General features: G+C 55.6%; 21 protein-coding genes. 13 read left to right on the top strand and 8 right to left on the bottom strand.

The annotated features are described in order from the left end of the window. The first annotated feature begins 17 nt into the window (after positions 1-17). From AB1462_RS14035 to AB1462_RS14020, 4 genes are all read left to right on the top strand, one after another. Positions 18-749 (top strand): enoyl-CoA hydratase/isomerase family protein, encoded by a 732-nt coding sequence (locus AB1462_RS14035; protein WP_367246938.1) that lies wholly within the window; start codon positions 18-20, stop codon positions 747-749. A gap of 100 nt (positions 750-849) precedes the next feature. Beyond that, on the top strand, positions 850-1,644 hold the full coding sequence (locus AB1462_RS14030; RefSeq protein WP_367246936.1) for an enoyl-CoA hydratase/isomerase family protein: 795 nt from the start codon (positions 850-852) through the stop codon (positions 1,642-1,644). Positions 1,645-1,700: 56 nt separating this feature from the next. Then, positions 1,701-2,633, top strand: a complete 933-nt coding sequence (locus AB1462_RS14025; protein WP_367246934.1) for a LysR family transcriptional regulator — start codon at positions 1,701-1,703, stop codon at positions 2,631-2,633. Positions 2,634-2,857: 224 nt separating this feature from the next. Next, complete coding sequence (locus tag AB1462_RS14020) at positions 2,858-3,610, top strand: IclR family transcriptional regulator (protein ID WP_367247113.1); 753 nt, start codon at positions 2,858-2,860, stop codon at positions 3,608-3,610. Positions 3,611-3,622: 12 nt separating this feature from the next. Here the strand turns inward: AB1462_RS14020 and AB1462_RS14015 are convergent, their stop codons facing one another. The 5 genes from AB1462_RS14015 to AB1462_RS13995 form a co-directional block, all read right to left on the bottom strand. After that, positions 3,623-5,575, bottom strand: coding sequence for a methyl-accepting chemotaxis protein (locus AB1462_RS14015; protein ID WP_367246933.1), 1,953 nt, complete (start codon positions 5,573-5,575; stop codon positions 3,623-3,625). 171 nt (positions 5,576-5,746) lie between these two features. Further along, positions 5,747-7,114, bottom strand: a complete 1,368-nt coding sequence (locus AB1462_RS14010) for an MFS transporter (RefSeq protein ID WP_367246932.1) — start codon at positions 7,112-7,114, stop codon at positions 5,747-5,749. Positions 7,115-7,690: 576 nt separating this feature from the next. Beyond that, positions 7,691-9,031, bottom strand: a complete 1,341-nt coding sequence (locus tag AB1462_RS14005; protein WP_367246930.1) for an NAD(P)-dependent oxidoreductase — start codon at positions 9,029-9,031, stop codon at positions 7,691-7,693. 142 nt (positions 9,032-9,173) lie between these two features. Continuing rightward, on the bottom strand, positions 9,174-9,950 hold the full coding sequence (locus tag AB1462_RS14000; RefSeq protein ID WP_367246929.1) for an SDR family oxidoreductase: 777 nt from the start codon (positions 9,948-9,950) through the stop codon (positions 9,174-9,176). A gap of 3 nt (positions 9,951-9,953) precedes the next feature. Beyond that, the gene (locus tag AB1462_RS13995) at positions 9,954-11,069 is read right to left on the bottom strand and encodes a CapA family protein (RefSeq protein WP_367246928.1); all 1,116 of its coding nucleotides are present in this window, start codon (positions 11,067-11,069) and stop codon (positions 9,954-9,956) included. A 455-nt stretch (positions 11,070-11,524) separates the two neighbouring features. Here AB1462_RS13995 and AB1462_RS13990 point away from each other — a divergent pair, with 455 nt between their 5' ends. Next, positions 11,525-12,364 carry an SDR family NAD(P)-dependent oxidoreductase gene (locus tag AB1462_RS13990; RefSeq protein ID WP_367246926.1) on the top strand — a complete coding sequence of 280 codons (840 nt, stop codon included), beginning with the start codon at positions 11,525-11,527 and terminating at the stop codon, positions 12,362-12,364. 62 nt (positions 12,365-12,426) lie between these two features. Here the strand turns inward: AB1462_RS13990 and AB1462_RS13985 are convergent, their stop codons facing one another. From AB1462_RS13985 to AB1462_RS13975, 3 genes are read right to left on the bottom strand one after another with little or no spacing between them, the layout of a single operon-like run. Then, positions 12,427-13,599 carry a lactonase family protein gene (locus tag AB1462_RS13985; RefSeq protein WP_367246924.1) on the bottom strand — a complete coding sequence of 391 codons (1,173 nt, stop codon included), beginning with the start codon at positions 13,597-13,599 and terminating at the stop codon, positions 12,427-12,429. Next, positions 13,600-14,013, bottom strand: a complete 414-nt coding sequence (locus AB1462_RS13980) for a Zn-ribbon domain-containing OB-fold protein (RefSeq protein ID WP_367246922.1) — start codon at positions 14,011-14,013, stop codon at positions 13,600-13,602. It abuts the gene before it with no gap. Positions 14,014-14,017: 4 nt separating this feature from the next. Next, positions 14,018-15,187 (bottom strand): thiolase domain-containing protein, encoded by a 1,170-nt coding sequence (locus AB1462_RS13975; protein WP_367246921.1) that lies wholly within the window; start codon positions 15,185-15,187, stop codon positions 14,018-14,020. Positions 15,188-15,468: 281 nt separating this feature from the next. Here AB1462_RS13975 and AB1462_RS13970 point away from each other — a divergent pair, with 281 nt between their 5' ends. The 8 genes from AB1462_RS13970 (at position 15,469) to AB1462_RS13935 (ending at position 24,769) form a co-directional block, all read left to right on the top strand. Then, complete coding sequence (locus AB1462_RS13970; RefSeq protein ID WP_367246919.1) at positions 15,469-17,580, top strand: 3-hydroxyacyl-CoA dehydrogenase NAD-binding domain-containing protein; 2,112 nt, start codon at positions 15,469-15,471, stop codon at positions 17,578-17,580. A gap of 180 nt (positions 17,581-17,760) precedes the next feature. Then, the gene (locus tag AB1462_RS13965) at positions 17,761-17,940 is read left to right on the top strand and encodes a rubredoxin (RefSeq protein WP_367247112.1); all 180 of its coding nucleotides are present in this window, start codon (positions 17,761-17,763) and stop codon (positions 17,938-17,940) included. Positions 17,941-18,232: 292 nt separating this feature from the next. After that, positions 18,233-19,870: a GMC family oxidoreductase gene (locus AB1462_RS13960; RefSeq protein ID WP_367246917.1), complete on the top strand. Its 1,638-nt coding sequence runs from the start codon at positions 18,233-18,235 to the stop codon at positions 19,868-19,870. A gap of 45 nt (positions 19,871-19,915) precedes the next feature. Further along, positions 19,916-21,388 (top strand): NAD-dependent succinate-semialdehyde dehydrogenase, encoded by a 1,473-nt coding sequence (locus AB1462_RS13955; protein WP_367246915.1) that lies wholly within the window; start codon positions 19,916-19,918, stop codon positions 21,386-21,388. Between the two features lie 563 nt (positions 21,389-21,951). After that, positions 21,952-22,260, top strand: a complete 309-nt coding sequence (locus AB1462_RS13950; protein WP_367246914.1) for an antibiotic biosynthesis monooxygenase family protein — start codon at positions 21,952-21,954, stop codon at positions 22,258-22,260. Continuing rightward, a complete protein-coding gene (locus AB1462_RS13945; protein WP_367246912.1) occupies positions 22,257-22,565 on the top strand; it encodes a LysR family transcriptional regulator in 309 nt (102 codons plus the stop codon). Before AB1462_RS13950 ends, AB1462_RS13945 begins: the two co-directional genes overlap by 4 nt. A gap of 106 nt (positions 22,566-22,671) precedes the next feature. Then, entirely contained in the window at positions 22,672-23,163 is a 492-nt protein-coding gene (locus AB1462_RS13940) for a cupin domain-containing protein (protein WP_367246911.1), read from the top strand. A gap of 577 nt (positions 23,164-23,740) precedes the next feature. Next, complete coding sequence (locus AB1462_RS13935) at positions 23,741-24,769, top strand: alpha/beta hydrolase (protein ID WP_367246909.1); 1,029 nt, start codon at positions 23,741-23,743, stop codon at positions 24,767-24,769. The last annotated feature ends 14 nt before the right edge of the window (positions 24,770-24,783 follow it).

Below are 24,783 nucleotides of genomic sequence, written 5' to 3'. Positions count from 1 at the left end.
GTAGGAGGATAATGTCGGTGAGTGAATTATCGAATGAGTTAACGATTGAGCGACTCGCGTCGCTACTGTGGGTCACGCTGAATCGTGCGGCCAAGGCGAACGCGATGACGGTCGATATGATGGAGCGCATGACTGCTGCCATACATGCCGCTGCTGATGATGCCCAGGTGTCCGCGGTGATGCTGAGCGGTTCTGGTGAGCGCGTGTTTTGTGCGGGCGTCGACATCCGAGAGCAACCAGCGGATGGTGATATGGCACGCCAGCGGCAGCGAAGGTCCCAGGCGTTGGCGGCCTTGCAAGACGCTGTGATGGATTGTCCGAAGCCTGTCGTGGCCGTACTCAACGGGACTGCGTCGGGGGGCGGTGCGATGCTCGCACTCTTGGCAGATGCCTGCGTTGCGGTTGATACCGCGAAGCTGTCGCTGCCCGAAATCGATCTGGGTATCGCAACGTTCTCCGGTGCAAATATTCTAGAGGTGATCGGCGGGCGCGCGTTGGCACTGGACTTGATTCAGAGCGGCAGGGCTATGAGGGCTGATGAGGCTCAGGCGAGGGGGCTTTTTTGCGCAGTCGCCCCTCGAGACCATCTCATCGTGAAGGCGGTGGAAGTGGGAGAGGCGCTCGGGGCAAAAAATCCGCGCACATTTGCCGAAAACAAGCAGTGGATCAATCGCTCGCTGAAGGCGGCGTTGTCGCAGGCGCGAGATGAGCATGCTCGGCACCGCGAGTTAGCTCGCACCGAGAGCTAGGCGCAGAGCGCGCGACGCTGAATTTTCTGAATACTTGACCGATAAGCGGGCTCGCTGAGTTGCAACTGAATTTGAGCCCGTATCGAACGGAGGAGATGTGATGCCTGATCTTGAAGTCAGCACTGTGGGCCGCGTGATGATCGCCCGGTTGAACCGGCCTGAGAAGAAGAATGCATTAAGCGAGAGCATGCTGGAGTCGCTTCGCACTGCGTTGCAGTCTGCCAATGAAGACGATGACATCGGCTGTTTTGTCATCACCGGCGCCGCCGATGCATTCTGTTCTGGAGGAGACCTTGGCCGTCGTGGCCCCGAAAGCGGGGAGGGTGACCCTACTCCGCTCGAACGTAAAGATCGACTGCAAAAAGTCACGCACCAAGTGGCGCTGGCGATCGAGAACTTCGAAAAGCCATTAATTGCCGCGGTCAACGGCGCAGCGGTCGGTGCCGGGATGGATCTTTCGCTGATGTGCGATTTACGGTTTGCAGCGCAGTCAGCTCGGTTTGCTGAAGCTTACATTCGAGTGGGTCTTATTCCTGGAAACGGCGGGTGTTATTTGCTGCCGCGTATTGTGGGTACCGCAAAGGCGCTGGAGTTGCTATGGACCGGTGATTTCGTCAGTGCCGAGGAGGCGCTGACATTGGGTATCGTCAACCGGGTATTCAGCGATGACGAACTTATGCACGAGACGCTGGATTTTGCCGCACGGTTGGCCGATGGTCCTCCTATTCAACAACGCACCATCAAACGGCTTTTGTACCAATCGCTGCGCACCGATTTTCGGACAAGCCTGGAGTCGGTATCCGCGCAAATGGCCGTGGTGCAGTCGACCGATGACTACAAAGAGGCGATAAAGGCCTATAAGGAAAAAAGGAAGCCGCGTTTTATCGGGAAATAGGGTGTGTTGGGCCTGGGCCGACCGGCCCAGGCATAGTGGTGATAGTGGAGGTGTCCGTGGAACTGCGTCAGCTACGCTACTTTGTCCGGGTAGTTGAGTGTGGGAGCATGGGGCGAGCAGCGCTCGAGCTCGATGTTGTCACCTCGGCCCTCAGTCAACAAATCAGCCGGCTCGAGAACGAATTGTCCGTCCGGCTGCTACAACGAAAAAAAAGTGGCGTACAGCCAACCAGTGCAGGGCTCGCGTTCTGGCATCGAGCGCAATTAGTGCTGCGTAACGCTGAAGATGCGGCCAATGCAGCGCGGACAGGGCGGTTTGCAGGACATGTCACCGTGGGGTTGGCGCCGACTACCTCTGGCGTGGTTGCATTGCCGTTTATGGAGGCGATGCGAGAGCGCTATCCGGACATCTCCCTGTGCATTGTCGAGGCGCTATCAGGCAATCTTGAGCGGATGTTGAGTGCAAGGCAGATTGACCTGGCGATATTGTTTGGTGCCGCGCACGGAAAACGATTCAGCACCCAGCCACTGGTCAACGAGTGCCTCTTCGCGATCTCGGCGGCCGACTTTCCCCTGGTTCGAGAAAGTGAAACACTTTCAATCCGTGAACTCTCCAATGTTCCTCTTATTTTACCGGGCAATACGCACGGGCTAAGGGCGTTGATCAATAACGCATTCGAAAGAGAAAACTGCGTTATGAATGTAGTCGCGGAGATCGACGGGCTCGCAATTCTTATGGATGCTGTGGGGGCGGGGATGGGCATGACGGTACAACCTAGCGCAGCACTTGCCAGGCACGACAAAAATCGTTTTGCTACGGTACCCATCTCAGAGTTCAACTTCACTCGGTTAAATCAAGTCGCAAGTTTTTCGGATGACGAACTGTCTCCAGCAGGCCTGGCAGCGCGGGTGGTATTGGCCGACGTCGTACGCTCGCTGGTTTCCGATAAACGCTGGGTAGGTGCGCAGTTGGTGACCGTGCCTGACTAAATAGAACACGTTTACTAGTGGGCCACTGCCTGTTCAAGCACTACGTTTATTCATTGGAAAATCTAAGACTTGAATCCGCTGGGTGAAACGGAATTTGGCGAGTGAAACTGCGCTATGCTACTATCGGTTTATAAGACTGATTCTCGTTTAATCGTAATCGAATAGTATTTCGGATCGAGGAGGATCGTTACGATTAATGATTTTGATGGGATCTTTCAACAATGATGCGCTCAGTGCAACGTATCTTGGCCGTTTTCGAGAGCTTCAGCTCAGACCGCAGCAGCCTTACACTTCAAGACATCGCTGATCGTATTGAGCTGCCGAAGTCGACAACGTTTCGTATTGTTCAGAGTCTTGAAAAGGCTGGCTACCTGGTACGCCTCGAGCAGCAGTATTGCCTGTCCTTCCGGTTCACACGCCTGGCCGGTCTGGTCAAGAGCACGCTGGGAATACGTGAGATCGCCCGCCCCGTTTTACAGGAGCTCGCGGAGCAGACGGAAGAAACGGTCTCTATCCACGCGGTGAGTGATCGCAACCGGGTGTGTCTTGATTCGGTCACGACCAGTTCGGCACCGTTGCGCGCCGTGGTCCAATCGGGTGAACAGATTCCGTTGCTGGTGGGGTCGGCATCAAAGGTACTCATGGCGTACATGCCAAAAGCCGAACTCACACCTCTGGTCAAGAACGTCGCCAAAGCGACGAAACGCACGAGTGCGGCCGTGCTTGAAGAATTGGCCCGGATCAGAGAGCAGGGCTTTGCGGTTTCCCATGGTGAGCGACTGTTAGGCATTTCGGCAATCTCAGTTCCCATCAAGGACGTCAATGAAGAGGTGCACTACTGTTTGTCGGTGGGCGCGCCGACCGTTCGAATGAACATGAACGAGAAAGAATTTATCGAGTTGGCGGTGAAAGGTGCTGAAGTCATATCGCGCCAATTCGGTGGGCAGGTCGCGTTGCCGACGCCTACGTCCGATTGATGCCTTCCGGCATCAGGATTTAAAGCGTCCTACCAGCCCGTTCAGTTCATCCGACAGCTTCGATAGTTTGCTTGAATCACCTTGGGCGGAATTAGCCAGGCTTTCGACCAGCCTTGCCTCGTCATAGATCTGTTGAATATGCCGATTGATCTCTTCGGCGACGCTGTGCTGCTGCTCAGCCGCCGCGGAGATCTGCAAATTCTGATCGCGGATTTCATTGACTGACAATTGGATGCCTTCAAAGCTGTCCCGTGTGCTCTCGATGGAAGACACGCTGGCCCGCGACAGTTCCAGGCAGCTCCCCATTTTTTGCGTGACTTCCTGGGTCTTGCTGCCAAGTGTCCCGAGCAGTTGTTCGATTTCGCCGGTGGAGTCTGACGTGCGCTTGGCCAAGGCCCTGACTTCATCGGCCACCACCGCGAATCCTCGGCCTTGATCGCCGGCCCTGGCGGCTTCAATGGCCGCATTCAACGCCAGTAGGTTGGTTTGCTCGGCAATGGCCCGGATGGTGCCAAGGATCTGGTTGATACTGCGGCTGCCGGCTTCCAGTTCAGCCATTGCCTGGGAGGACTCGGTCAGACGGCGACCGAGGCGGTTAACATTGTCCGTGGTCACTTCGACCTGTTGTTTGCCCTCTGCCACACGGCGGTGCCCGTTCTCGGCGGATTCTGCCGCGCCGCTGCATGAACGGGCCACCTCATTGGCAGTGGCGACCATCTCGTTGAACGCGGTTGACACCAACTCCACGGCTTCACGCTGCCGCCCGGCAGCCTCGTTCATGTTGAAGGCCACCTCGCTGTTGACCTTTGAGGCATTCTGCAGATTGCTCGACGCGGCGCCGATGTGTTGGATCAACTGACGTATGGCGGCGAGAAACCTGTTGAACCAACCTGCCAGTTCCGCGGTTTCGTCGTTGCCCTGGAACTCAAGTTCACGGCGCAGATCGCCTTCGCCCTCGGCAATCGACTGCAGACCGGTGCTGACCTGGCTGATCGGTTTGACGATGGCTTTGGAGAACGCTATCGCGATCAGCGCAAAGACAGTGGTCAGGACCGCTACGATGATCGCCGTAAGGTAAGTCATGCGGGTGGCCGCGCTCATAACCTCGCTGTGCTCGATAAGTCCGATGTAACGCCAGCCCAGGCCTGGTGACGACCAGACGTTGGCCATGTATCGAATTCCTTTGATTTCGACCTCTGTAGAGCCCTGTGGTGTGGCGGCCAACTGCGCGTAGGGTGCGCCCAGGTCCTTCAGTGGCTTGAAACTGTGTTCAGCGTCGCGCGGATCAACCAGGACGGTGCCATCTTCGATCAACATCACGTAGCCGCTTTCGCCCAGCTTGATGCTCTTTACCAGCTCTGTGAGGTTCCTCAGTGACACATTCACGGCCAACACGCCTTTGGCTATGCCTGCACTATCGACTATTGCCCTGGCAGTCCCCACCAGCGCCGCATCTTCTTTACCGTAGTCGTAAGCCGGGTAAAACGCCGGCGTTCGCACGGTTTTGCCCGGGTTGGCCATTGCGGTCTTGTACCAAGGTCGCGAGCGAGGGTCATAGTTGGCCAATTTCGGATCATCTGGCCATTTGGCGTAGGTGCCATCTTCCAAGCCAATGGAAAGAACCGCTGCTGAGGGGTGCGACGTGCCAAAACGCTCGAACCGTTCAATCAATTGCTGCGCCGCCGCGGGCAGCGGTCGGCTGGCTGCGTCGGCGGTCTGGTAGTCCTTCAGGCTTTCAATCGATGTATAAGCAGGATCGGTCGCCATCTGGTCGACATTCTGCTGGCTTGCGTCGAAAAACTGTCGAATATTGCCGTCGATCTGGCGTATTTCTCGGGTACTACCATCAATAAACTGATCGACTGCCAGGGTTCGTGTGTTCATCACCGAAATCACTGCAACCAGGCTTACCGGAATAAAGGCGACCAATACGAACGCAAGTACAAGTTTATTTTTTATTTTCATTGAGAAACCCATAAACATGGATGGCGCGCAAATGGCCAGGTCCTAGCGATAACGTGCGTTGCACATGAGTTGAGCCGCTGATTCAGAAACGCCGATACTGCAAGTGGCTGAACCAACGAAGCGGGCTATTTCAGCCCGCTTACGCGCAAAGCAACCAATGAAATCAGGCTTCTACGCGCGTTGTGTTGGAAGCTCCTGCTGCCGTGCCTGCAGGTTTTGCGACGGTTCAGCCGCATTGTTAGCTACTGAGGTCCGAAGATTTACGTCGCGGGTCTCAGGAACAAACTGTGTGGTGATAAGGCAGATGATGGCAATTGCCGTGACATAAAATGCCGGTGCGAGTGGGGAGTCAAAAGTTTGAGACAGGTACGCGGCGATCAATGGGCACGTTCCGCCAAACATCGCGACGCTTGTCTGATAGGAAATGGCATGTCCGGTCGCCCGAAACGAAGTAGGGAAGAACTCCGCGGCAGCGACGAAGCTGGGGGCGCCATAAATCCCCAGCCCGATAGCAAGGAGTATCTGCCCGGAAACCGCGCCGGCGAAGGTGCCCGAAGCCGCCATGTGCATAGCGGGATATGCCGACAGTGCTATCCACACTGCTCCGACGGAGAGCACGCGCTTACGGCCATACCGATCACTCAACAAACCGCCTAATGGGAGTAGCGCGGACAGCACGATTACCGCGATCGCGTTCGAGACCAGCGCTGACGTCGAGTCAAGTTTTCCAACCTGGACGAGAAAGGTGTACATGAACCCGAGTAACAAGTAGGCACCCACGGAGAATGCCGGCTGGACCATGAAAACGTGCAACATGCCCCTCAAACCGCCGCATTTGATAGCCGCCATCAGCGGGTTCTTCCGGGTTTTGCTGGCTTTGCTGGCCTGGCGTGCTTGTTTGTATTCTTCGGGCTCATCGATGCTGCGTCGTAGCCAGAACCCTACCAAGCCAATAACGCCACCGAGCAGGAAGGGAATGCGCCACATCCAATCTGAATACGCTTGCTCTCCTGCACCCAGTTGCAGGGCGATTACCAACCCGGCGACAACGGCATTAGGCAAGTGAGAGAAGATCAGCGTGAAGCCGAGCCAGTACCCTCTGCGGTTCTGCGGTGCGGACTCGACAATGTAGCTGGTCGAGCCGGTCGTTTCGCCACCCAGCGCTAAGCCTTGCGCAATTCGACAAAGCAGCAGTAGCAGCGGCGCGGCGATCCCGATGGTCGCATAGGTGGGAAGCAGCCCGATGATCGCGGTGCCCAGGGCCATGAGCCAAACGGTCATCGCCATGACTCTGACACGACCCAGGCGATCCGCCAAATAGCCAAACATCAACCCGCCCAGAGGGCGTGCGACAAAGGCCACGGCATAGACTGCGAACGTACTCAGAAGCGCCGCAGTTCGATCGGAACCGGGAAAAAAGTGGACTGATAGGATAGGTATCGAAAACCCAAATACGGCGAAATCATAGATTTCACCGAAGTTTCCGATAGCGCCAACGGCAAGTGTTCGCCGAGGACTGGTCTTCTTCGTGTTCGTCATGCGTCTTCTCCTGTGACAGGATGGTTTTTATTAGTTGATGCGTTTGCACGCTGATGCATCATGACTGCAGGATGAAACAGGGTTGCTTCGCCATCAGGCCGTTAAGAGATGTTCGTGGTGCTATTCAATAGTGCTTGTCTTCGGATGCAATCATTACGCAAGCCAAGTGTGACTCTTGACTCAATCGTCTACCCCAATTACGTATTCCGATAGCCAAGGTTATGTTAGGAGGCCGCGTATTGCAGGCGCGTAAAAACAATACGCGTTCACTATTTGTTAATAGCGAGAGAGGCTTGTCGAACCTGTCTCGGCAATAAATCATGACCGAACGGGACCTTGGAGGTTTTCGGCGACGTCATTCAAGGTGTTGGGCTGGGAATGATTGGCAGAACGGGCCCGAAAATATCTTCCTGGGCAATCGTCATCGTTGGGGGCGCTTGCATAGATGCCCATCGGCTCACCTGGCATGTAGAGAAAGCGGGACGCACCCCAGGGGCGCCGACATCGGTGCGCCCTGTCAAGACTGTCGAGAATCGCCAGTTCTTCTCGGTGTTGCTCTATCCGTGGTTTTTTTGATCAATGTCTATCGCTGACGACGGAAGGCTTCAATCGAACCGCGGAAATCGAGCCATAGAACGTGCTCAAATCGTTGACGCTGATCCTTTCGCTGATTTGATTGCCCGCTTGTTCGAAGAGATTTCGGGCCGCATTGGCGATCAACATAGGAGCCCCCAGGTTGTTGCCGAGTAAACAGGCCGCTTTCAGGGTGGCTGTTTCGGCCACTAAGGTCATCTTGTCCTGAGCGAAATCGGATAGCAGTTGTGCGTAGAGAATGCGGGAGGATGCGCTCCAACCCGATGTCTTTTTAAGGATCAGTGCCATGTCCTCAAGCGTCAGACCATACCGCAGGCCTGCCGCAGTGCATTCATAAGTGATCGCGCTGCACAGCGATGCGATCGCGCCGGTAACCAGCCTGATGGCGTCATTTTTCGTGGGCTCTGAAGAGTGAGAGTCCTTGTCCGCTGCGACGGCATCGCCTTCGTATAACGTTGTCCCGGCCATGGTTTCGATCAGTCCGACCATATCTTCCAACTGCGCGGTTGGCCCTAGTGTGTTCGTGCCGATTTGCAGCAAGGCCCTGACTATTGCAGTCAGTGGCATAGGAACATCTTTAGAGATGCCCAGCCCGACCGCTTGATCGACGTCTTTAAGCATCAGTGTCAGTGCAAAATTGGTTGACGGTTTTCCCTGCGCAAGCGCAGGGAGCATCTTGTCTGTGGTTTGATTTTGCGCTTCGTTGCGGTTCAAAACATCCGCCATGAAGGGTAGCGACAGGCCCGCTTTTTTACCCATTGCGACGACTTCCAGTGTCCCGAGACGGCAGCCGGCATTCATGGCGTTGTTGACCATCTTCATGGCCTGCCCGTCACCGACTCTGTCGCCGCAGCGATAGATGGTCGGCGTAATAGTTTGCAAAATGGGTAAGGCGCGCTCGTAGGCAGCATCTGAACCAGACACCATCAGGGTGGCTTTGCCATCAGCAACGACTAGAGGGCTTGCGGATACCGCGGCGTCGATCATCGCGATGCCGCGCTCGGCCAGCTCATCGGCCATTCGCCGGGTCTCGTCCGGAATGCCGCTTGTTTGATCGATGATCAGCGTTCCAGGTGCCAGTTCTGCCGCCAGCCCATTCGGGCCAAACAGCGCGGACCTTACATCCGAGCTGCGCGGCAGGCACAGAAAGATGATGTCACACCGGCGCGCCAGCTCGGCCGCTGTCGGCGCGACGTCGGCGCCCCATTGCTTGAACGCTTCGACCGCGGCTGTATTGATGTCCCACACGCATAATGAATGAGGCGCAAACCGCCGAGCGAGTTGACTGCCAAGCGCGCCGAGTCCGATGTATCCGATTTTCATGTCCTGTCGCCTTTGCTATGACCCTTCATCCAATGGATGCGACGCATCGGTAGAAGGGTGCAGATTCTGTTTGTTTTTATTGTGAGATCTTAATTCTGATAGTCGATGTTGGTTGCGGCTATCAAAACGTACTGCATCAGCTTTAAAACAGTGACCCGATCATGCCCCCGTCAACGCTGATGGTCGAACCGGTGATAAATCCTGCTTGTCTGGAAGCGAGAAATGCGACCACACCACAGACCTCGTCCTGCTCACCCATGCGGCCCAGTGGCGTGAGCTTGCGGCGGGCGGCTGCTTGCTCGGGGGTGTACGCAGCGGTGCCGGTGCGGTGCGATGTATCGATCAGTGCTGGTGCCACGCAATTGACCGTTATGCCGTAAGCGCCCACCTCGTTCGCGAGATGTTTCATATAGGCGGTAACGCCCGCGCGGAAAACGGTCGAAAGACTGTGGTGAGGCATTGGCTGTTTTACGGACGCAGAGGTGATTGCGATGACGCGCCCCCACTGCTTTTCAAGCATCTGTGGAACCATTTCCTTGGCCACCTGAATGGTGCCCCACAGCTGATTCTGATAGGCCTCATGCCAGCGCTCCTCTTCGTTTTCTTCGAGGGTCGCGCGCAAAGGGTTGGGGGCGCGTCCCGTGTTCAGGACCAGAATGTCGGCGCCGTTGAATGTGGTGTTTACTGTCTCGGCGAGGCGCTTTACGTCGGCGGCGAGGCGCATGTCTCCGGCAACGGCGATCGCACGCACGCCATGCGTTGCAGTTATTTCCTGGGCGAGGGCGGTCAGTTTGTCTGCCGAGCGTGCAAACAGCACGACATGAGCGCCCTCGGCCGCCAGTGCGTGTGCAATGTTCTTGCCCAGGCCCGCACTGGCAGCGGTAATGACGGCCACTTTTCCGTTGATATTTAGATCCATGATCTACTCCGACACGATGATTTCATTGCCTTCCACGCTAAACCGATGCGGCATGTCTTCGGAGGCCCATTCCATATAGGAAAGTACTTCGTGGAAGCGCGGATCGTCGTGATTGAGCACTTCAGGCCGATACTTTGAGTCCATGACCATTGGCAGAAATGAAACCTTTTGTATGCCGTCTTTGGTCGCGACGGCTTTGGCCAACAGGCTCAAGGTGCATGCCTTTCCGTAAGGCATAAAAGGGTATTCAGGGTCCAGGTCGGCATGGTTGCGAACCGCCCCGTGGGACCAGGCGGGTTCTTTCCACGAGGGGGCCGGGAATGACTTAGTCATTGCAAAGACGCCGAGACTGTAAAAGATGGCTTTGCCCTTATACATTTCGATCGCTTTAGGAATGTGCGGTGCGTGGCACACCACCATATCAGCGCCTGCATCGATGGCGGCATGTGCAACGGTCACCTGGTAATCGGAGATCACACGTGGCAGGCGGATGACGCCCGAGTGAAACGCCAGAATGACGACGTCCACTTCACGTTTCAGTTTTTCAATGTCCGCAACCAGATTTGCCAGGTCGCTGGGTTCAGGCTCCGTGCGAATGCGGACCGGTTGGTGTGGACCTCGTGTTTCATAGCAGGTTTTCACCTTGACAGCGGTCACGCCGGGCTTTTGCGGCCCAGCCTCACTGCCGGCAGGACCGAGCGAGGTGTACCCTAAGTAACCGACCTTGACCCCATCGTGTTCAATGATGGCAGGGCGACGCGCTTCTTCCAGATCTCGACCGGCCCCCGTCACCTGGATGCCGCGAGAGACAAAAAAGTCTCGGGTGTCTACAAGGGCGTCGGGACCGCTGTCGTAGCTGTGATTGTTTGCCAGGGTTACCGCGTCGAACAAGCCATTGGTGAAAATAGCCGCCATTTCCACCGGCTGCCCCACCTGAGGGGCATGGTCTGCGCGGACCGTGCGGTCCGAGTAGGTACGCATGCAGTTGATAAAGCGCATATCAGCCGCAGCGAGTGTTGGCAGGACGAGCTCCGTATACCCTTCGACTGGGAAGCCGTCTTTCGGTCCGTGCGTGGGCCCGCAGTCACCGCCGATCAGTAGGGTGGCCTTTGAGATCATCTCCCCTCCTATTATTTTTGTGGAGAATCTATGGTTTCATTAGGTGAAACCAATACTGGTAGATAGAACTGAGCATAGCACTGCCCCAGCAGCATGACCACGATTTGTATATCAATCATGTCGCGGCACTATAGCTATTGGGTAAAGCCAGGCCCCACCAGTTGCCCGTCACGCTCTCAGATGGCTGATAGTGTTGAGTTTTTGCGGTCGCTCGGTGCTCCCTTTCCTGTGAAAGCATGCGGCATGAAGGTTTTACTCATCGGAACTGGTATCGATAATAAGAACATATGGTAATATCAATTTCGACGTCTCAGCTGACGATAGCGCTGAGAGGCGGGCGTATTAGTTGCGGCGGCGAAAGCATTGGTCGTCTTGCCGCCCAAAAACAGTACCTGGCTACGCTCTGGAATCATTGGTTTATTCAAGCTCTTACATCCGGATACGAGAGGACGGCAATGGCAAACTCACTAGATCAGACTCAGGGGCATACGCCGATCGGGCGGCTTGCCGGAAAGGTCGCTGTTGTTATTGGTGCGGGACAAAGCCCCGGAGAGGGCATGGGCAACGGTCGAGCTGCGGCTATCCGCTTTGCGCGTGAGGGCGCGCACGTCCTGGCGGTTGATCGGCAAATGGACTCCGCCGAGGAAACCGCGGCAATGATCATCCAGGAGGGTGGATCCGCCGCTGCTTTTTCCGCAGATGTGACCCGGGAGCACGAATTGGCCCTTGCCATGCAGATGGCGAAAGGCCGTTGGGGTTCACTGGATATCCTGCACAACAATGTGGGCGTCAGCCTTGCCGGTGGCGACGCCGACTTGATGGACATTACCGAAGAGCAGTTCGATAACATTTGTCGTATCAACTTGCGGGGTACGGTCTTTGCTTGTAAACACGCGGTAGCAATCATGCGTGAACAAGGCGGCGGGGTGATCGTCAACGTTTCATCCGCGGCGGCGTTGGGTAAGTATCCCTACGTGACGTATAAGGCTACAAAGGCCGGCGTAATCGCTTTTACAGAGCAGCTGGCGCTCCAAAATGCGCCTTTCGGGATCAGGGCAAACTGTATTTTGCCGGGGTTGATCTCCACGCCAATGGCCGTAGAGGCGCGTATTCAGGCCTGGAACCAATCGCGCGAGCAAGTCAGTGCAGAGCGCAATGCCAAAGTGCCGCTCGGTCGCCAGGGTACCGCCTGGGATGTTGCGAATGCGGCGTTGTTTCTCGCGTCCGATGAAGCCAACTTTATTACAGGGATTGCCTTGGCTGTCGATGGCGGTCGGCTGCTCAATCGTATTTGATCTTCAGCTCCCCCCGCTGTAAGTCGCGAGGGGGAGCGCCTAAGGCCTGCCGTACGTCCTTTTCAGCGCCGCCCGACAATACCCATCCAGTACTGAAGTTGACGTCCTTGCGTCTCAACATCAACCCTTCGTGCGTACTCCAGATGCCCGTTATCACCTATCCGGAAGATCGACAGCGCCGCAGGCGTTTCAGTGATTGTCAGTTCGTTGTCGCACTCAGACAGCGCCTTGATACTGGCGGTGACTAGCAGTCGCCCGCTCGGATCGCAGGCAAATGTTCGGACATGAAAGGAGTGCGTATCCGCGTGCTGAATGAGCGTCGGCTCTCCGGTGTCGGCGTCAATCGCGTAGACGGCAATGTTGTTCTCGCCTCCCGAGAATACGTTTTGCCCCTGGTGGTCGTGCGTTGCGTCTGCGCGATTTGCCACGTAGACAAAACGCCCGTTTGGATGGATATGGATCGCGCCGGCGAGTTGGCGTGAGTGCGCATGTTGAGGGGCCTTGAGCGTCTCTCGCGTGAAGGCCGGCGTGGACTCGATCTGACCGCCGGCGTATCGGAACATGTACAGGCGGTTGGTTCGTTCGTCGGATGCATAGAGCCACGGTTGAGTCGGGTGAAAATCGACATGGCGAGGACCGAAATCATGGCCATGATTCGGCGCCACCACATCGATCGGCTGGAGCGATTCTGCGGTGACGCGAAACGAGCGGAGCGCGCCGGGATCCTCAGGTTTATCTTCCACGGCTTTGTTCCCGCGGTCGACCACCAGGACGCGCTGTCCCGATGGGTAAAACATGACCTGGTGTGGGTAGGTTCCGAAGTGACTCTCTGGATCCTGCGCCTGGCATGCGCCGATCGTGAAGTCTGCGTTGAGGCGGTGCACCGTCAATGCGCCACGCTTGAAATTATGTGCATTGATGATAAATCGCCCTAAGGGGTCGACACACAGATGAACCGCTCGGTAGGCAAGGCGTACAGCTTGCCCGTGAGCAGTGAGTTGTCCGTCGGGCCCGAGCGAATAGGCGCTGACGTGGTTATGATTGGACTCAATCCTGGGCCCACCGTCGCTGGTTGAAACATACAGATAGTCGCCTGACGGATGCGGCCATGCGTATTGGACCTTCGAGGCAACCGTGATGCTCTCCATCTTCTGAAGTGTTGCGGTGTCCACGTCAATGGCGTAGCGCGTGATGACATCATCGACGGCGCTATAAAGTACGGCGCGGCTGCTCATTCAATTCTCCGAATGGTCAATCGTAAACATAGGAACGGACATGCCGCTTTCAGTGTTTTTAAACACGACCTTGACTCGCTGTTCGATGCCAATGCTGTCCAGGTCAACGTCGACAATATTCGTGAGCATCATCAGTCCCTCGTCAAGACGCACGTAGGCGATGCAGTACGGTGATGCGGCGCCACGGCGTGTGATGCTGAAGGTATAAATCGCTCCGGTTCCGGACGCCGCTATCCATTCGACGTCAGTGCTCCAGCAAAACGGGCATAACGCGCGTGGATAATGATGCGGTTGATGGCAAGCGTTGCACGTCTTCAGGAGCAGGCGGCCCTGCGCGGCTGCCTCGAAGTAGGGCTCATCGCCCGGGTTCAAGAGAGGGTCGCTGATTTTTCGTTCGGTGTAGGGGGTAGCCATGTTTTCACTCCCTTTCCATGATGACGGTGGCGGCCCCATGCCGATGACCTATTGCGCCGCCGATGCCGGTCGCAAGTGCCAGGGAACAGTTGGGGACTTGCACCTTGGGATGAGCTTCGCCACGGAGCTGGCGTACAGCTTCGATAATTTTGGTGATCCCGCCACGATTGGCGGGATGGTTGTTGCACAGGCCCCCTCCATCAGTATTGAACGGCAACTTGCCGATCCCCGAAATAAGGTTGCCATCCGCCACAAACTTGCCGCCTTCGCCTTTTTTGCAAAAGCCTAGATCTTCAAGTTGCAGAATGACGGTGATGGTGAAGCTGTCATAAATCGAGGCGTACTGGATGTCGGACGGCGACAAACCAGCTTCTTCGAAAGCGCGCGGGCCGGTCCATGCCGCGCCGGTGTAGCTGAGGTCAATACGTCCGCCCATCTGGTGTTTAGTGGACTCGCCACAACCGAGAATGCGCACTCTGGGTCTGTTAAGGGCTTTGGCGATCTCAGGGCGGGCCACGATGACGGCACCGCCGCCGTCACTCACGACGCAGGAGTCGAGGCGTCGCAAGGGGTCGGAAATCATGGGCGACGCTAGCACGTCTTCCACAGATACAACGTTTCGCAGCATCGCCAGTGGGTTGTGCTGCGCATGGTGCGAAGCGGCGACTTTGACCCACGCCAGTTGTTCACTGGTCGTGCCGTATTCGTACATATGGCGCATTGCGCACATGGCGTAGAGGTTCAGCGTGACGGGGTTGTATGGCATCTCGAAAGGTGAGTCAGGCAGATTGACGCCTCGCACTCGCGCTTGTACCCCGGAGATTCCCTCCGAGTTAGGGCGTCCGGCAAGGGTAATCAGCGCCACATTGCATCGACCGGCCGCGATCGCTTCTGCGGCATGTGCGATATGAGCAAGATAAGAACACCCCCCCATATCGGTGGAGTCCACGTGCCTTAATTTGTCCAGGTTCAGGTAGTTGGCCATCGACCATACGTTGCCACCGGGTGCGTCGCCCGCGCAAAAATAGCCGTCGATATCGTCTTTGCTTAACCCCGCGTCCTCAATCGCCCCTTTTGCCACCTCCGCATGGAGTTGAGCAACCGAGTGGTGGGGGGCTTTGCGTAGGGGGTGTTCGTACGCGCCGACGATATATGCGCTGCCTTTTATTGTCATATTTCGGGTCTCCTCAGTGCACGAAAGTGAAGCCTGAATGCCATTTTTATTGCTTTCATCCAGGGTGTCGGTCCGACGCCGGAGATGAAAGTTGTCTGTGTTACGGTTCCGGTGAGTGAAATCTGTACTGATTATCAGAACTCATGCTACCATCGATTTGACGTGGTTTGGAGCGCTGGATTGCGTTGCACTGAAATTACCGGGCCAAACCAGCCTGCATAGTGGAGGCGAGTGATTGCGAAAGGAGCTGGCCTTATTTTTTTTTGAAACAGGAAGATGAGATGAGCGAAAGCCAGATGGTCAGTTATGAAGTCGATGGCGTAGTTGCCGTAATCACGGTCAATAGCCCACCCGTCAATGCGCTGACTCCCGCAATGAGGGAGGGCATTATTGATAGCGTCACCCGCGCGAATGCCGACGCTGATGTAGCGGTGATCGTCTTGATCGGGGCAGGTCAAAATTTCATTGCAGGCGCTGATATTCGACAATTTGGCAAGGCCAGAACTGTGACAACCAGTATGAGTGCCGCCGCACTCGACGCCAGTGCCAAGCCAACCATCGCTGCCATTCACGGGTATGCGCTCGGCGGGGGGCTTGAGCATGCCCTGGCTTGTCATTATCGGATTGCATTGGCGACAGCAAAGCTCGGATTGCCCGAGGTGGCCATCGGACTGATTCCTGGAGGCGGCGGAACACAACGCTTGCCGAGGCTCGTTGGGGCGGCTGTAGCAACCGATTTGATTATCTCTAGCCGCCACGTCCAGGCCGCGGAAGCCTTAAGTATCGGTCTTATTTCCGAGATTGTTTCCGGTACCGAGCACAAAGACCTGCGTGATGCCGCCGTACGCTATGCGAAGTCCGTGGCTCACGTTCAGCCGCAACGCGTACGTGATTTAGTCCCTGAGCCGATGGATGCGAAGACTGTGGAAGTGTTGCTAGCGGCACGCCGCGTGGCAGTTAAAAAGTCCAAGCACAATAAAGCCCCGCTCTACGCCATTGACTGTATTGAAGCGGCCTTCAGCTTGCCATTTGACGAAGCGCTGGCCGTTGAGAAACAGCTGTTTTCGGAGCTGGAAGGTTCCGATGTCGCCAAGGCACTGCGTTACGCATTTTTTGCCGAGCGAGAGGCCGCCAAGGTGCCGGACGCGCCTTCCGATTTTAAGCCTCTTGGCGTCAAGTCTGCTGCGGTGATCGGGGCGGGAACGATGGGCGCGGGTATTGCAATCTGCTTCGCTGACGCAGGTATTCCAGTCAAGCTGCTTGAGGCGAGTGCCGAAGCGCTGGAGCGAGGTTTGCAGCGCATCCGTGATATCTACGCGATAAAGGTCAAGCGCGGACGCATGACCGCACAAGAGATGGAGGCGTGCCTTCGGTTCGTTCAACCTATCGCTGACTACGAGGCGCTCGGCGACTGTGATGTCGTCGTTGAAGCGGTGTTTGAACGGATAGATCTGAAGAAAGATGTGTTCACAAAACTTGATGCTGTGATGAAGCCTGGGGCGTTGTTGCTGACGAACTCGTCCGCCATTGATATCAACGTCATGGCCGACATGACAAGTCGACCGCATTATGTCGCTGGCGCACATTTCTTCGCTCCGGCAAACGCTATGAAACTGTGCGAAATCGTCAAGGGTGATCAAACCTCGATAGAAACAGTGGTTCGGGCCATGAAGATGGGTCGTGATCTAAAAAAAGTGTGTGCGGTATCCGGAACATGCGACGGCTTCGCGGCAAATCGCAGCCGCGCGCCGCTGGTCACGGAAATGATGCTGTTGCTTGAGGAAGGCGCGCGCCCAGAGCAGATCGATCGGGTCATGGTCGAGTTTGGTTACCCGATGGGGCCGTTTGCGGTCAGCGATTTATCTGGTCTGGATGTCAGCTATGACACGCGCCAGCGTCGGGCGGCGGCAGACCCACAGTATAGAAAGCTCCATGTTCCGGATCGGATGGTCGAAATGGGACGCAAAGGCCAGAAAAATGGGGCTGGCTGGTATCGCTACGAAGAGGGTGACCGCACACCCCATCACGACGAAGACGTTATGCAGATCATTGCGACCGTCGCCACAGAGCTTGGCACGGTTCAGCGCACCTTTACCGACAGCGAAATTCTCAAGCGTCTGCTGTTCGCCTCGATTAATGAAGCCTGCAAGATCCTGGATGAAGGGAAGGCATATCGGGCCAGTGACATTGATGTCATGTGGCTATACGGGTTTGGCTTCCCGCGTCACCGCGGCGGGCTGCTGTATTGGGCCGACACGTTGGGAGCCAAGGACATTTATGTGCAAGTGCAGGAATGGCATGAGCAGTACGGAAGACGTTGGGTCCCTAGCCCGCTGCTGGCTAAAGCGGCAAACGAAGGACTCTCCTTGAGAGAATTGAAATCAGTTATTTGAACATCACGGTCTCGATGGCCTGGTGTGTGAGAGTTGAATAGCGCTCGCGGGTTAATGAAAACAACGCCTCCTCTAGCTGGCCCATTGAGGGTTTAAAGACGCTTGCGATGGTCAGCTAAGGGGCTAACACGTAGAACGAAACGGAAGAAAATCATGAGCAGTGAAACGTCAATAGAAGCCTTGGACGAGGTTCAATTCAAAGTTTGGCAGTGCATTTTGTGCGGCTTCATGTACGAGGAGGAGGTGGGCATACCGGAGGAGGGCATACCTGCCGGGACTCGCTGGGAAGATGTTCCAGAGGATTGGATTTGCCCCGAATGTTCGGCGACAAAGCAGGACTTCGAGATGATTGAGATTTGATCAACGGCCCTTTCTGCGTATTGGGTTGTAGGGTTTTCGAGCTTGAGGTAGCGCCCCATCCCAAAATAACTTGTAACGCCGCCAGCAGCCGAACAAACCTTGGGATTGAGTAGTAAGCGGTTATGCCCCGCCTATTCGGGGCGTCTTCTCGTGCTCTTCATCTAACAATAAAAAAAGGACCGGCAGACTATGCAAGAGTTAAAGGCGCATTGCTTCGCTGACGACTTCATTTTCCTGGGCGCACCTCCCTCTGTATCGAAGCTGAAGGTTGAGGAAATGAGGAGGTCGGCCAATGCAGATTTTTGATTACATTGTCGTGGGTGCGGGGTCTTCGGGCTGCCCGGTCGCGCGCGGCTTGTCCGATGATCCCAAAAACACGGTGTTGCTCCTTGAAGCGGGCCCTGGTGCCGATCGTTTTTGGGTCAACACCCCGGCGGGGATGGGAAAACTCTATTTTCATAAGACGTTGAACTGGAACTTCCGTACCGCGCCAATGGACAAGCTTCAGGGGCGCCAGATGTATTGGCCGCGAGGCAAGTTGCTGGGCGGGTCCAGCTCCATCAACGGTATGGTGTTCATTCGCGGGCATCAGAAAGATTTTGATGGCTGGCGTGATCTGGGCAACCCAGGTTGGGGCTATGACGATGTGCTGCCTTATTTCAAAAAGATGGAGCATTTCGAGCGTGGTTGCGATGAGTACCGTGGTTCGACCGGCCCTCTGTGGATCAGTGATCCCGTCGTTAAAGAAAAAAGCAGTTATGACTTTATAGACGCTGCCAATCGCATCGGTATCCCGATGACTGAGGACATGAATGGCGCGGTGCACGATGGCGTAGGTTTCATGCAGCACAACATCCAGGATGGCCAGCGGATGTCGACCTACCGTGCATTTGTCGAGCCGGTGATCGAGCGGCCCAACCTGACAGTTCGAACCGGTTGCGAGTTGCAGCGTGTTTTATTCGAGGGACGCACTGCCGTCGGTGTCGAGATCCTGAGGAACGGCCGGTTGGAACGGATTTATGCCGCGCGTGAAATCATCCTGTCAGCCGGCTCTTTGAAAACGCCGCAGATGCTGATGCTGTCGGGTGTAGGGCCGAGGGACGAGCTGGAAAAACACGCCATTCCTGTTGTCCTGGATTCGCCGGGCGTCGGGCAAAACCTGCAGGACCACTTCTATATTCACACCGGGTTTCGTGCCACGCCAGACAGTTCCTATAACGCCAACCTGGTCGGCCTGCGTAAATATTGGGAGGGCTTTCGCTACCTGATGACACACAAAGGTTATCTGGCGCTGGGCTCTTCGCAGGTCGCGGCGTTTGTTAAAAGCAGGCCGGAGGAAGATTACGCGGACCTGCAGATCAGTTTCCGGCCGATGACCTTTCAATATTTTCCCGATGGCACGGTCGATGTTGAAAAACATCCTGGGCTCGGGGTCTCGGTCTACCAGTTGCGTCCCAGCACCACCGGGACTGTGAAGCTGCGCTCGACGAATCCGTCGGATCCGGCCGATTACACGCCAAATTTCTTGAGCAGTGATTACGACATCAATGCGGTGATCAGTGGCATCCGATGGATACGTAAAATCATGAGCAGCGAACCCATCAAGTCGCGCATCGTCGCCGAGGAAATGCCGGGCGCTCACGTGCGTACGGATGAGGATATCTACAACTACCTGGTCGAAAACGGAAACTCTGCCCACCACCAGGGCGGCACCTGCAAGATGGGCAACGATGCGATGGCGGTGGTGGATGAGCGTCTGCGCGTGCGTGGAATTGAGCGCCTGCGGGTTGTTGACGCTTCGATCATGCCGTTTATCACCTCGGGCAATACCAACGCGCCGTCCATCATGATTGGGGTTAAAGCCGCCGACCTGATCCGCGAAGACGCAGTAGTGCGTCGCACCAGCGAACAATTGATCGAAACTATTTAAGTGATAACCGCGAGCGCCATGACGCCAATCGTAGAGGCAATTCCAATGACCATTGAAACTCAGCATAAAGCCATCGCCGACGTTGCCCATCCGCGTGTCGGTCTGTTCATCGACGGTGAATGGATTTACGAACGTCCGTCGTGCTTTGAAGTGCTTAACCCGAGCACCGAAGCGGTGCTCACCAGCGTGCCAGGGGCCACGGCCGATGACCTGCAGCGCGCACTGGCCGCCGCTGAAAGAGGCTTCAAGATCTGGCGTGACACACCGCCGGCTGAGCGCAACATCATCATCAGTCGTGCCATCGCGGGCGTGCGGGCGCGCGCCGAAGAAATTGCTCAAATCATCACCCGCGAGAACGGTAAGCTGATTGCCGATGCTCGTGGCGAGGTTGAGCGTTCGGCGAGTTTCTTCGACTGGGACATGGCTCAGGCCCTGCGCGCTTACGGCACCATCGTGCCGGGTGAGGCGCAGATGCAAAAGCTGATTCTGCGCCAACCGATTGGCCCCGTCGCCGCGTTCACGCCTTGGAATGTGCCGCTGAGTGCACCGTCTCGCAAAATCAGCGGAGCACTGTGCGCGGGGTGCTCCATTATTTTGAAGGCCCCCGAGGAAACGCCTGGCGCCGCAGTGGCCATGGTTCAGTGCTTTGAGCAGGCCGGTTTACCCAAGGGCGTGTTGAATCTGGTGTTTGGCAATCCAGCGCAGGTGTCTTCGACGCTGATCGATTCGCCCGTGACCCGCATGGTGACCCTGACGGGCTCGGTGGCGGTGGGCAAGCACCTGAGTCGCCTCGCGGGCGCAGCAATGAAACCGGTGCTGATGGAACTCGGTGGTCATGCGCCGGTGATCATCTGCGAAGGGGTTAACGCGACCGAAATCGGCAAGATGGCGCTCAAGAGTAAAATTCGCATCAACGCTCAATGGTGCGCAGCGCCAGGTCGTTTCCTGGTGCACGAGAGCGTGTACGACGAATTTGTGGCGGCCTTTGTGGGGGCGGCTGAACAGGTGCATGTCGCCGACGGCATGGACCCCAAAGCTGATATGGGACCGGTCACCAGCGGTCGGCGCCTTGCTGCAATGCAGCATTTTGTCGATGACGCATTGGCACGCGGTGGCAAGGTTGCTGTGGGCGGCAACCGTGTCGGCGATCACGGTTATTATTTTGCCCCGACGTTGTTGGTCAATGCGCCACTGGATAGCGCCATCATGATTGATGAGCCATTTGGCCCCGTTGCTGTAGCGGTTCCTTTCAAGACCCTCGATGAAGCCATCGCGATTTCCAATAGTCTGTCTGTGGGCTTGGCGGCGTTTGCGTTTACCAATTCGCTCGAGGAGGCCGAGCGTTTAAGTCGTGAGCTGGATCTAGGCGTGTTGTCGATCAACCATTTCGGTGCGCCGGATCCGGATACTCCTTTTGGTGGCGTCAAAGACAGTGGTATCGGCCGAGAAGGCGGGCCGTGGAGCCTGGATTCATACATGGTGAGCAAAACGGTACTGCAGAGGACGGTACGCGTCTGATTGATGGGACCATCCTGTCACACATTAGGATTCGGGTGCTTTCGTTGATTTCAGTGATCACATGCACCCGAATTTCGCTCATGCGTATAACGGTTTTACGGGTGTGAATTCGTTACGAGATGTCTCTCGCAGTAGAGTCAGCACGTGGTTACACCCCTCATGTCAACGTCTATCGTGGTTGGGTTTATCACTCGATGTCTACCCAGCCGCGACAAGGCGATGCTTGAATTGATGCATTCCCATTCTGGGATGACTATCAGTTAATTCATTGTTTTGTCGCATAAATATTGTTAGCTCCGTTAGCTGTTTTCGCTGAGGGCAAGACCTCCGTCATTGTTCAATATCGTGTGAACACACTGAAGGGTGGAATCAGACACTACTGAGGAACGTTCATCAGCGTTTTAACAATGTGCCCTGTAGTCAGCGCTCAACCCTGGATCTAAGGTTGCCTCATCGGCGGCAGAATAGCTTTAACCGGTTTGATAGCGACGACATTCAATAGCGGTGAGGGCTACTGCATACAGTTGTCATTTCATCGTTACCCAACCCGAGCAGGAGGGAATATGAACATTACAGCCGTTAATACTCTGGAAATACGCTTAATCGAAGAGGCTGATCAAGGCTTCGAATTGAGTTTGAAGGAATACGCGGCAGTTTTTGAAAGAGTACCCGAATGCTTGGGCTATAGCGTGACTCGCAGCATTTATGAAACGAACTTATGGGTCTTCAGCGGTTACTGGAGCGCTGAGTCGGCAATGACTGCACACTTTAAGAGTGAGTCGATGACCGCGTTGGTCAATCACTTGATTGCGTCCTACGCTAACTTGACGTTCGCCAGTTTCGCGCCTCGAATTGGAGGGGCAGCGATATGAAGCTTGATGAGGCGCTATTTAACGAAATCGACCTCAATGCCTTGTTCATTCTCCTGGTGGTTTACCGTGAGCTGGGTGTGACCCGTGCAGCTGAGCGACTCAACGTAAAGCAACCAGCGATCAGCAACACGCTAGCGAAGCTGCGCATCCATTTTCAAGACCCCTTGTTCGTCCGGCACTCCCGAGGCCTTAAACCCACGCCTAAGGCGAATGAAATCATACGAGAGTTGGCACCGGCACTGATGAAAATTCAGAAAATTTTATTTGCTACGGGGCGGCAAGCAAGGTTTAGCGACGCTCGTTAATTTAGTGTCGGATGTTTCGTCGATAGGTCTTTCACCCCAATTGGAGCCGCAGTATCGAACTGCAAGCTCATCGCGTAACTATTGCGCCCGCACCAGGAGCTTATTGATGAAATTGATATTTGCTGTGTCTGCGCTAACCGCAACCTTTGCCATCTCCGGTTCTGTGCATGCGGCCGATGGCCCGGAAAATCGCGCTATGCACGTTCTCAGGAACGGAGAGCAGGCCTCTGTAGTGGGGGCGCCCAACAATTTTGTCGGTACCGTCAGAGTCGATCCATTATTTGCAGCGCGAACGCCGTCGAGGGTTACGGCAGGCGCTGTAACATTTCCGCCCGGGGCTCGGTCGGCCTGGCACACCCATCCGATGGGCCAAAATCTGATCGTTACCGCGGGTGTTGGGTGGGTCCAGCAAGAGGGTGGAGAGAAAATCATCATCAAGCCTGGTGACGTGATTTGGACGCCCCCAGGTGTAAAGCATTGGCACGGGGCCACGAACACCACTGGCTTGACGCACTTGGCTATTCAAGAGACGCAGGACGGGAAAAATGTCGAGTGGCTGGAGCAGGTAACTGACGAGCAGTACGAAGCCTCTCGATGAAGCTTTTCAGGCTCCAATGATCGGTCTGAAATTAGGGGCGAGTTCGCTGGGCTCGTCACCCGTGGCCTGTTTCTCGTTGTCGAAATTTATGCGTGCATTATTCTGTTACATAAATGCTTGGGCCCTGTGCTCAGTCGCAAGCTCGATGCACGTAACTGACTGGGTAACCCAAAGATTCTTCATAGGTAGCGCCCGTATGCCGGGAGTAGATGCTGGGCTCTGCAGGTCAATTCTTCTCGCGCTACAATTCCTATTGATCAGTATGGTGCATGGGTGCATTCAGTTTCATGTGATGTTTTTGGGGCAAGTGTCCATTAAATTAGCATCGACGAAATGATCCTTCGTGGGCTTAGAGGTAATCCCCTGAGGGCATACTTCGCGTCATCGAAGCCTGATGCGTCGTCGTTCAAGTAACAGGTCTGATGACTGAAGCAACTTGGAAATAGAAATTCGTTTCAATGCCCGCCATGAAAATGTGGCGACTGTTGAGTTAGTCGAACTGGCGAACGTTGAGTTTGGGTCCTGACGCGTCGTTATGGATATCCCCCCGTTGGTTTCATGATTAAGGAACAAAACGATGAAAAAATTATTGTTGTCGCTGGCCCTGCTGGCGAGTTCATTCACCGCACTAGGAGCCGATATGTCCAACGGCGCAGACAATTTTTACAAAAGCGATAAGGTTACCGAACAGAAGGTTTCCTTCAATAATCAGTACAAAATGCAAATTGTAGGCAATTTGTTTGTCCCGAAGAATTTGAATAAGGACAACAAAAATCCTGCAATTATCATTGGCCACCCGATGGGGGCGGTCAAAGAGCAAAGCTCAAATCTGTACGCGCAGAAACTTGCGGAACAGGGTTTTGTGACGCTCGCGATAGACCAGTCCTATTGGGGGGAGAGCGCGGGCGAGCCACGCAACGCCGTAGCGCCCGATATCTACTCCGAAGCGTTCAGCGCGGCGGTGGATTACCTGGGAACCCAGTCGTACATTGACCGTAGCCGTATTGGCGTTTTAGGTATCTGTGGCAGCGGGAGTTTTGTCATCAGTGCCGCCAAGATTGATCCTCGGATGAGGGCGATCGCAACCGTAAGTATGTACGACATGGGGGCAGCTAACCGCGATGCACTGAAGCATTCGCAGACGCTTGAGCAGCGCAAGCAGATCATTGCCGAGGCGGCAGAGCAGCGTTATGTAGAGTTCACCGGTGGTGAAACCAAGTACACCAGCGGGACCGTGCAAAAACTGGACGCCAACACCCATCCGATCCAACGCGAATTCTACGATTTCTATCGCACGCCGCGCGGTGAATTTACCCCGGCTGGGTCTTCACCAACCCTGACGACGCACCCAACGCTGACTAGCAACGTGAAGTTCATGAACTTCTACCCGTTCAGCGATATTGCCTCGATTTCGCCTCGCCCAATGCTGTTCATCGCGGGCTCTGAAGCGCACTCGTTGGAGTTCAGCCAAGAGGCCTACAAGCTCGCTGGTCAGCCTAAGGAATTGGTCATTGTACCTGGCGCCGGTCATGTGGATCTCTACGACCGGGTGAACCTCATCCCGTTCGACAAGCTGACTTCTTTCTTCCGGACCAATCTGAAGTAACTCCACTTTTGAAG

Origin of the sequence: Pseudomonas sp. SB113 (assembly GCF_040754745.1) — a bacterium.
GTDB lineage: Bacteria > Pseudomonadota > Gammaproteobacteria > Pseudomonadales > Pseudomonadaceae > Aquipseudomonas > Aquipseudomonas grimontii.
Note: the sequence above shows the minus strand (reverse complement) of the source record. Positions and strands in the feature narration are given on the sequence as shown.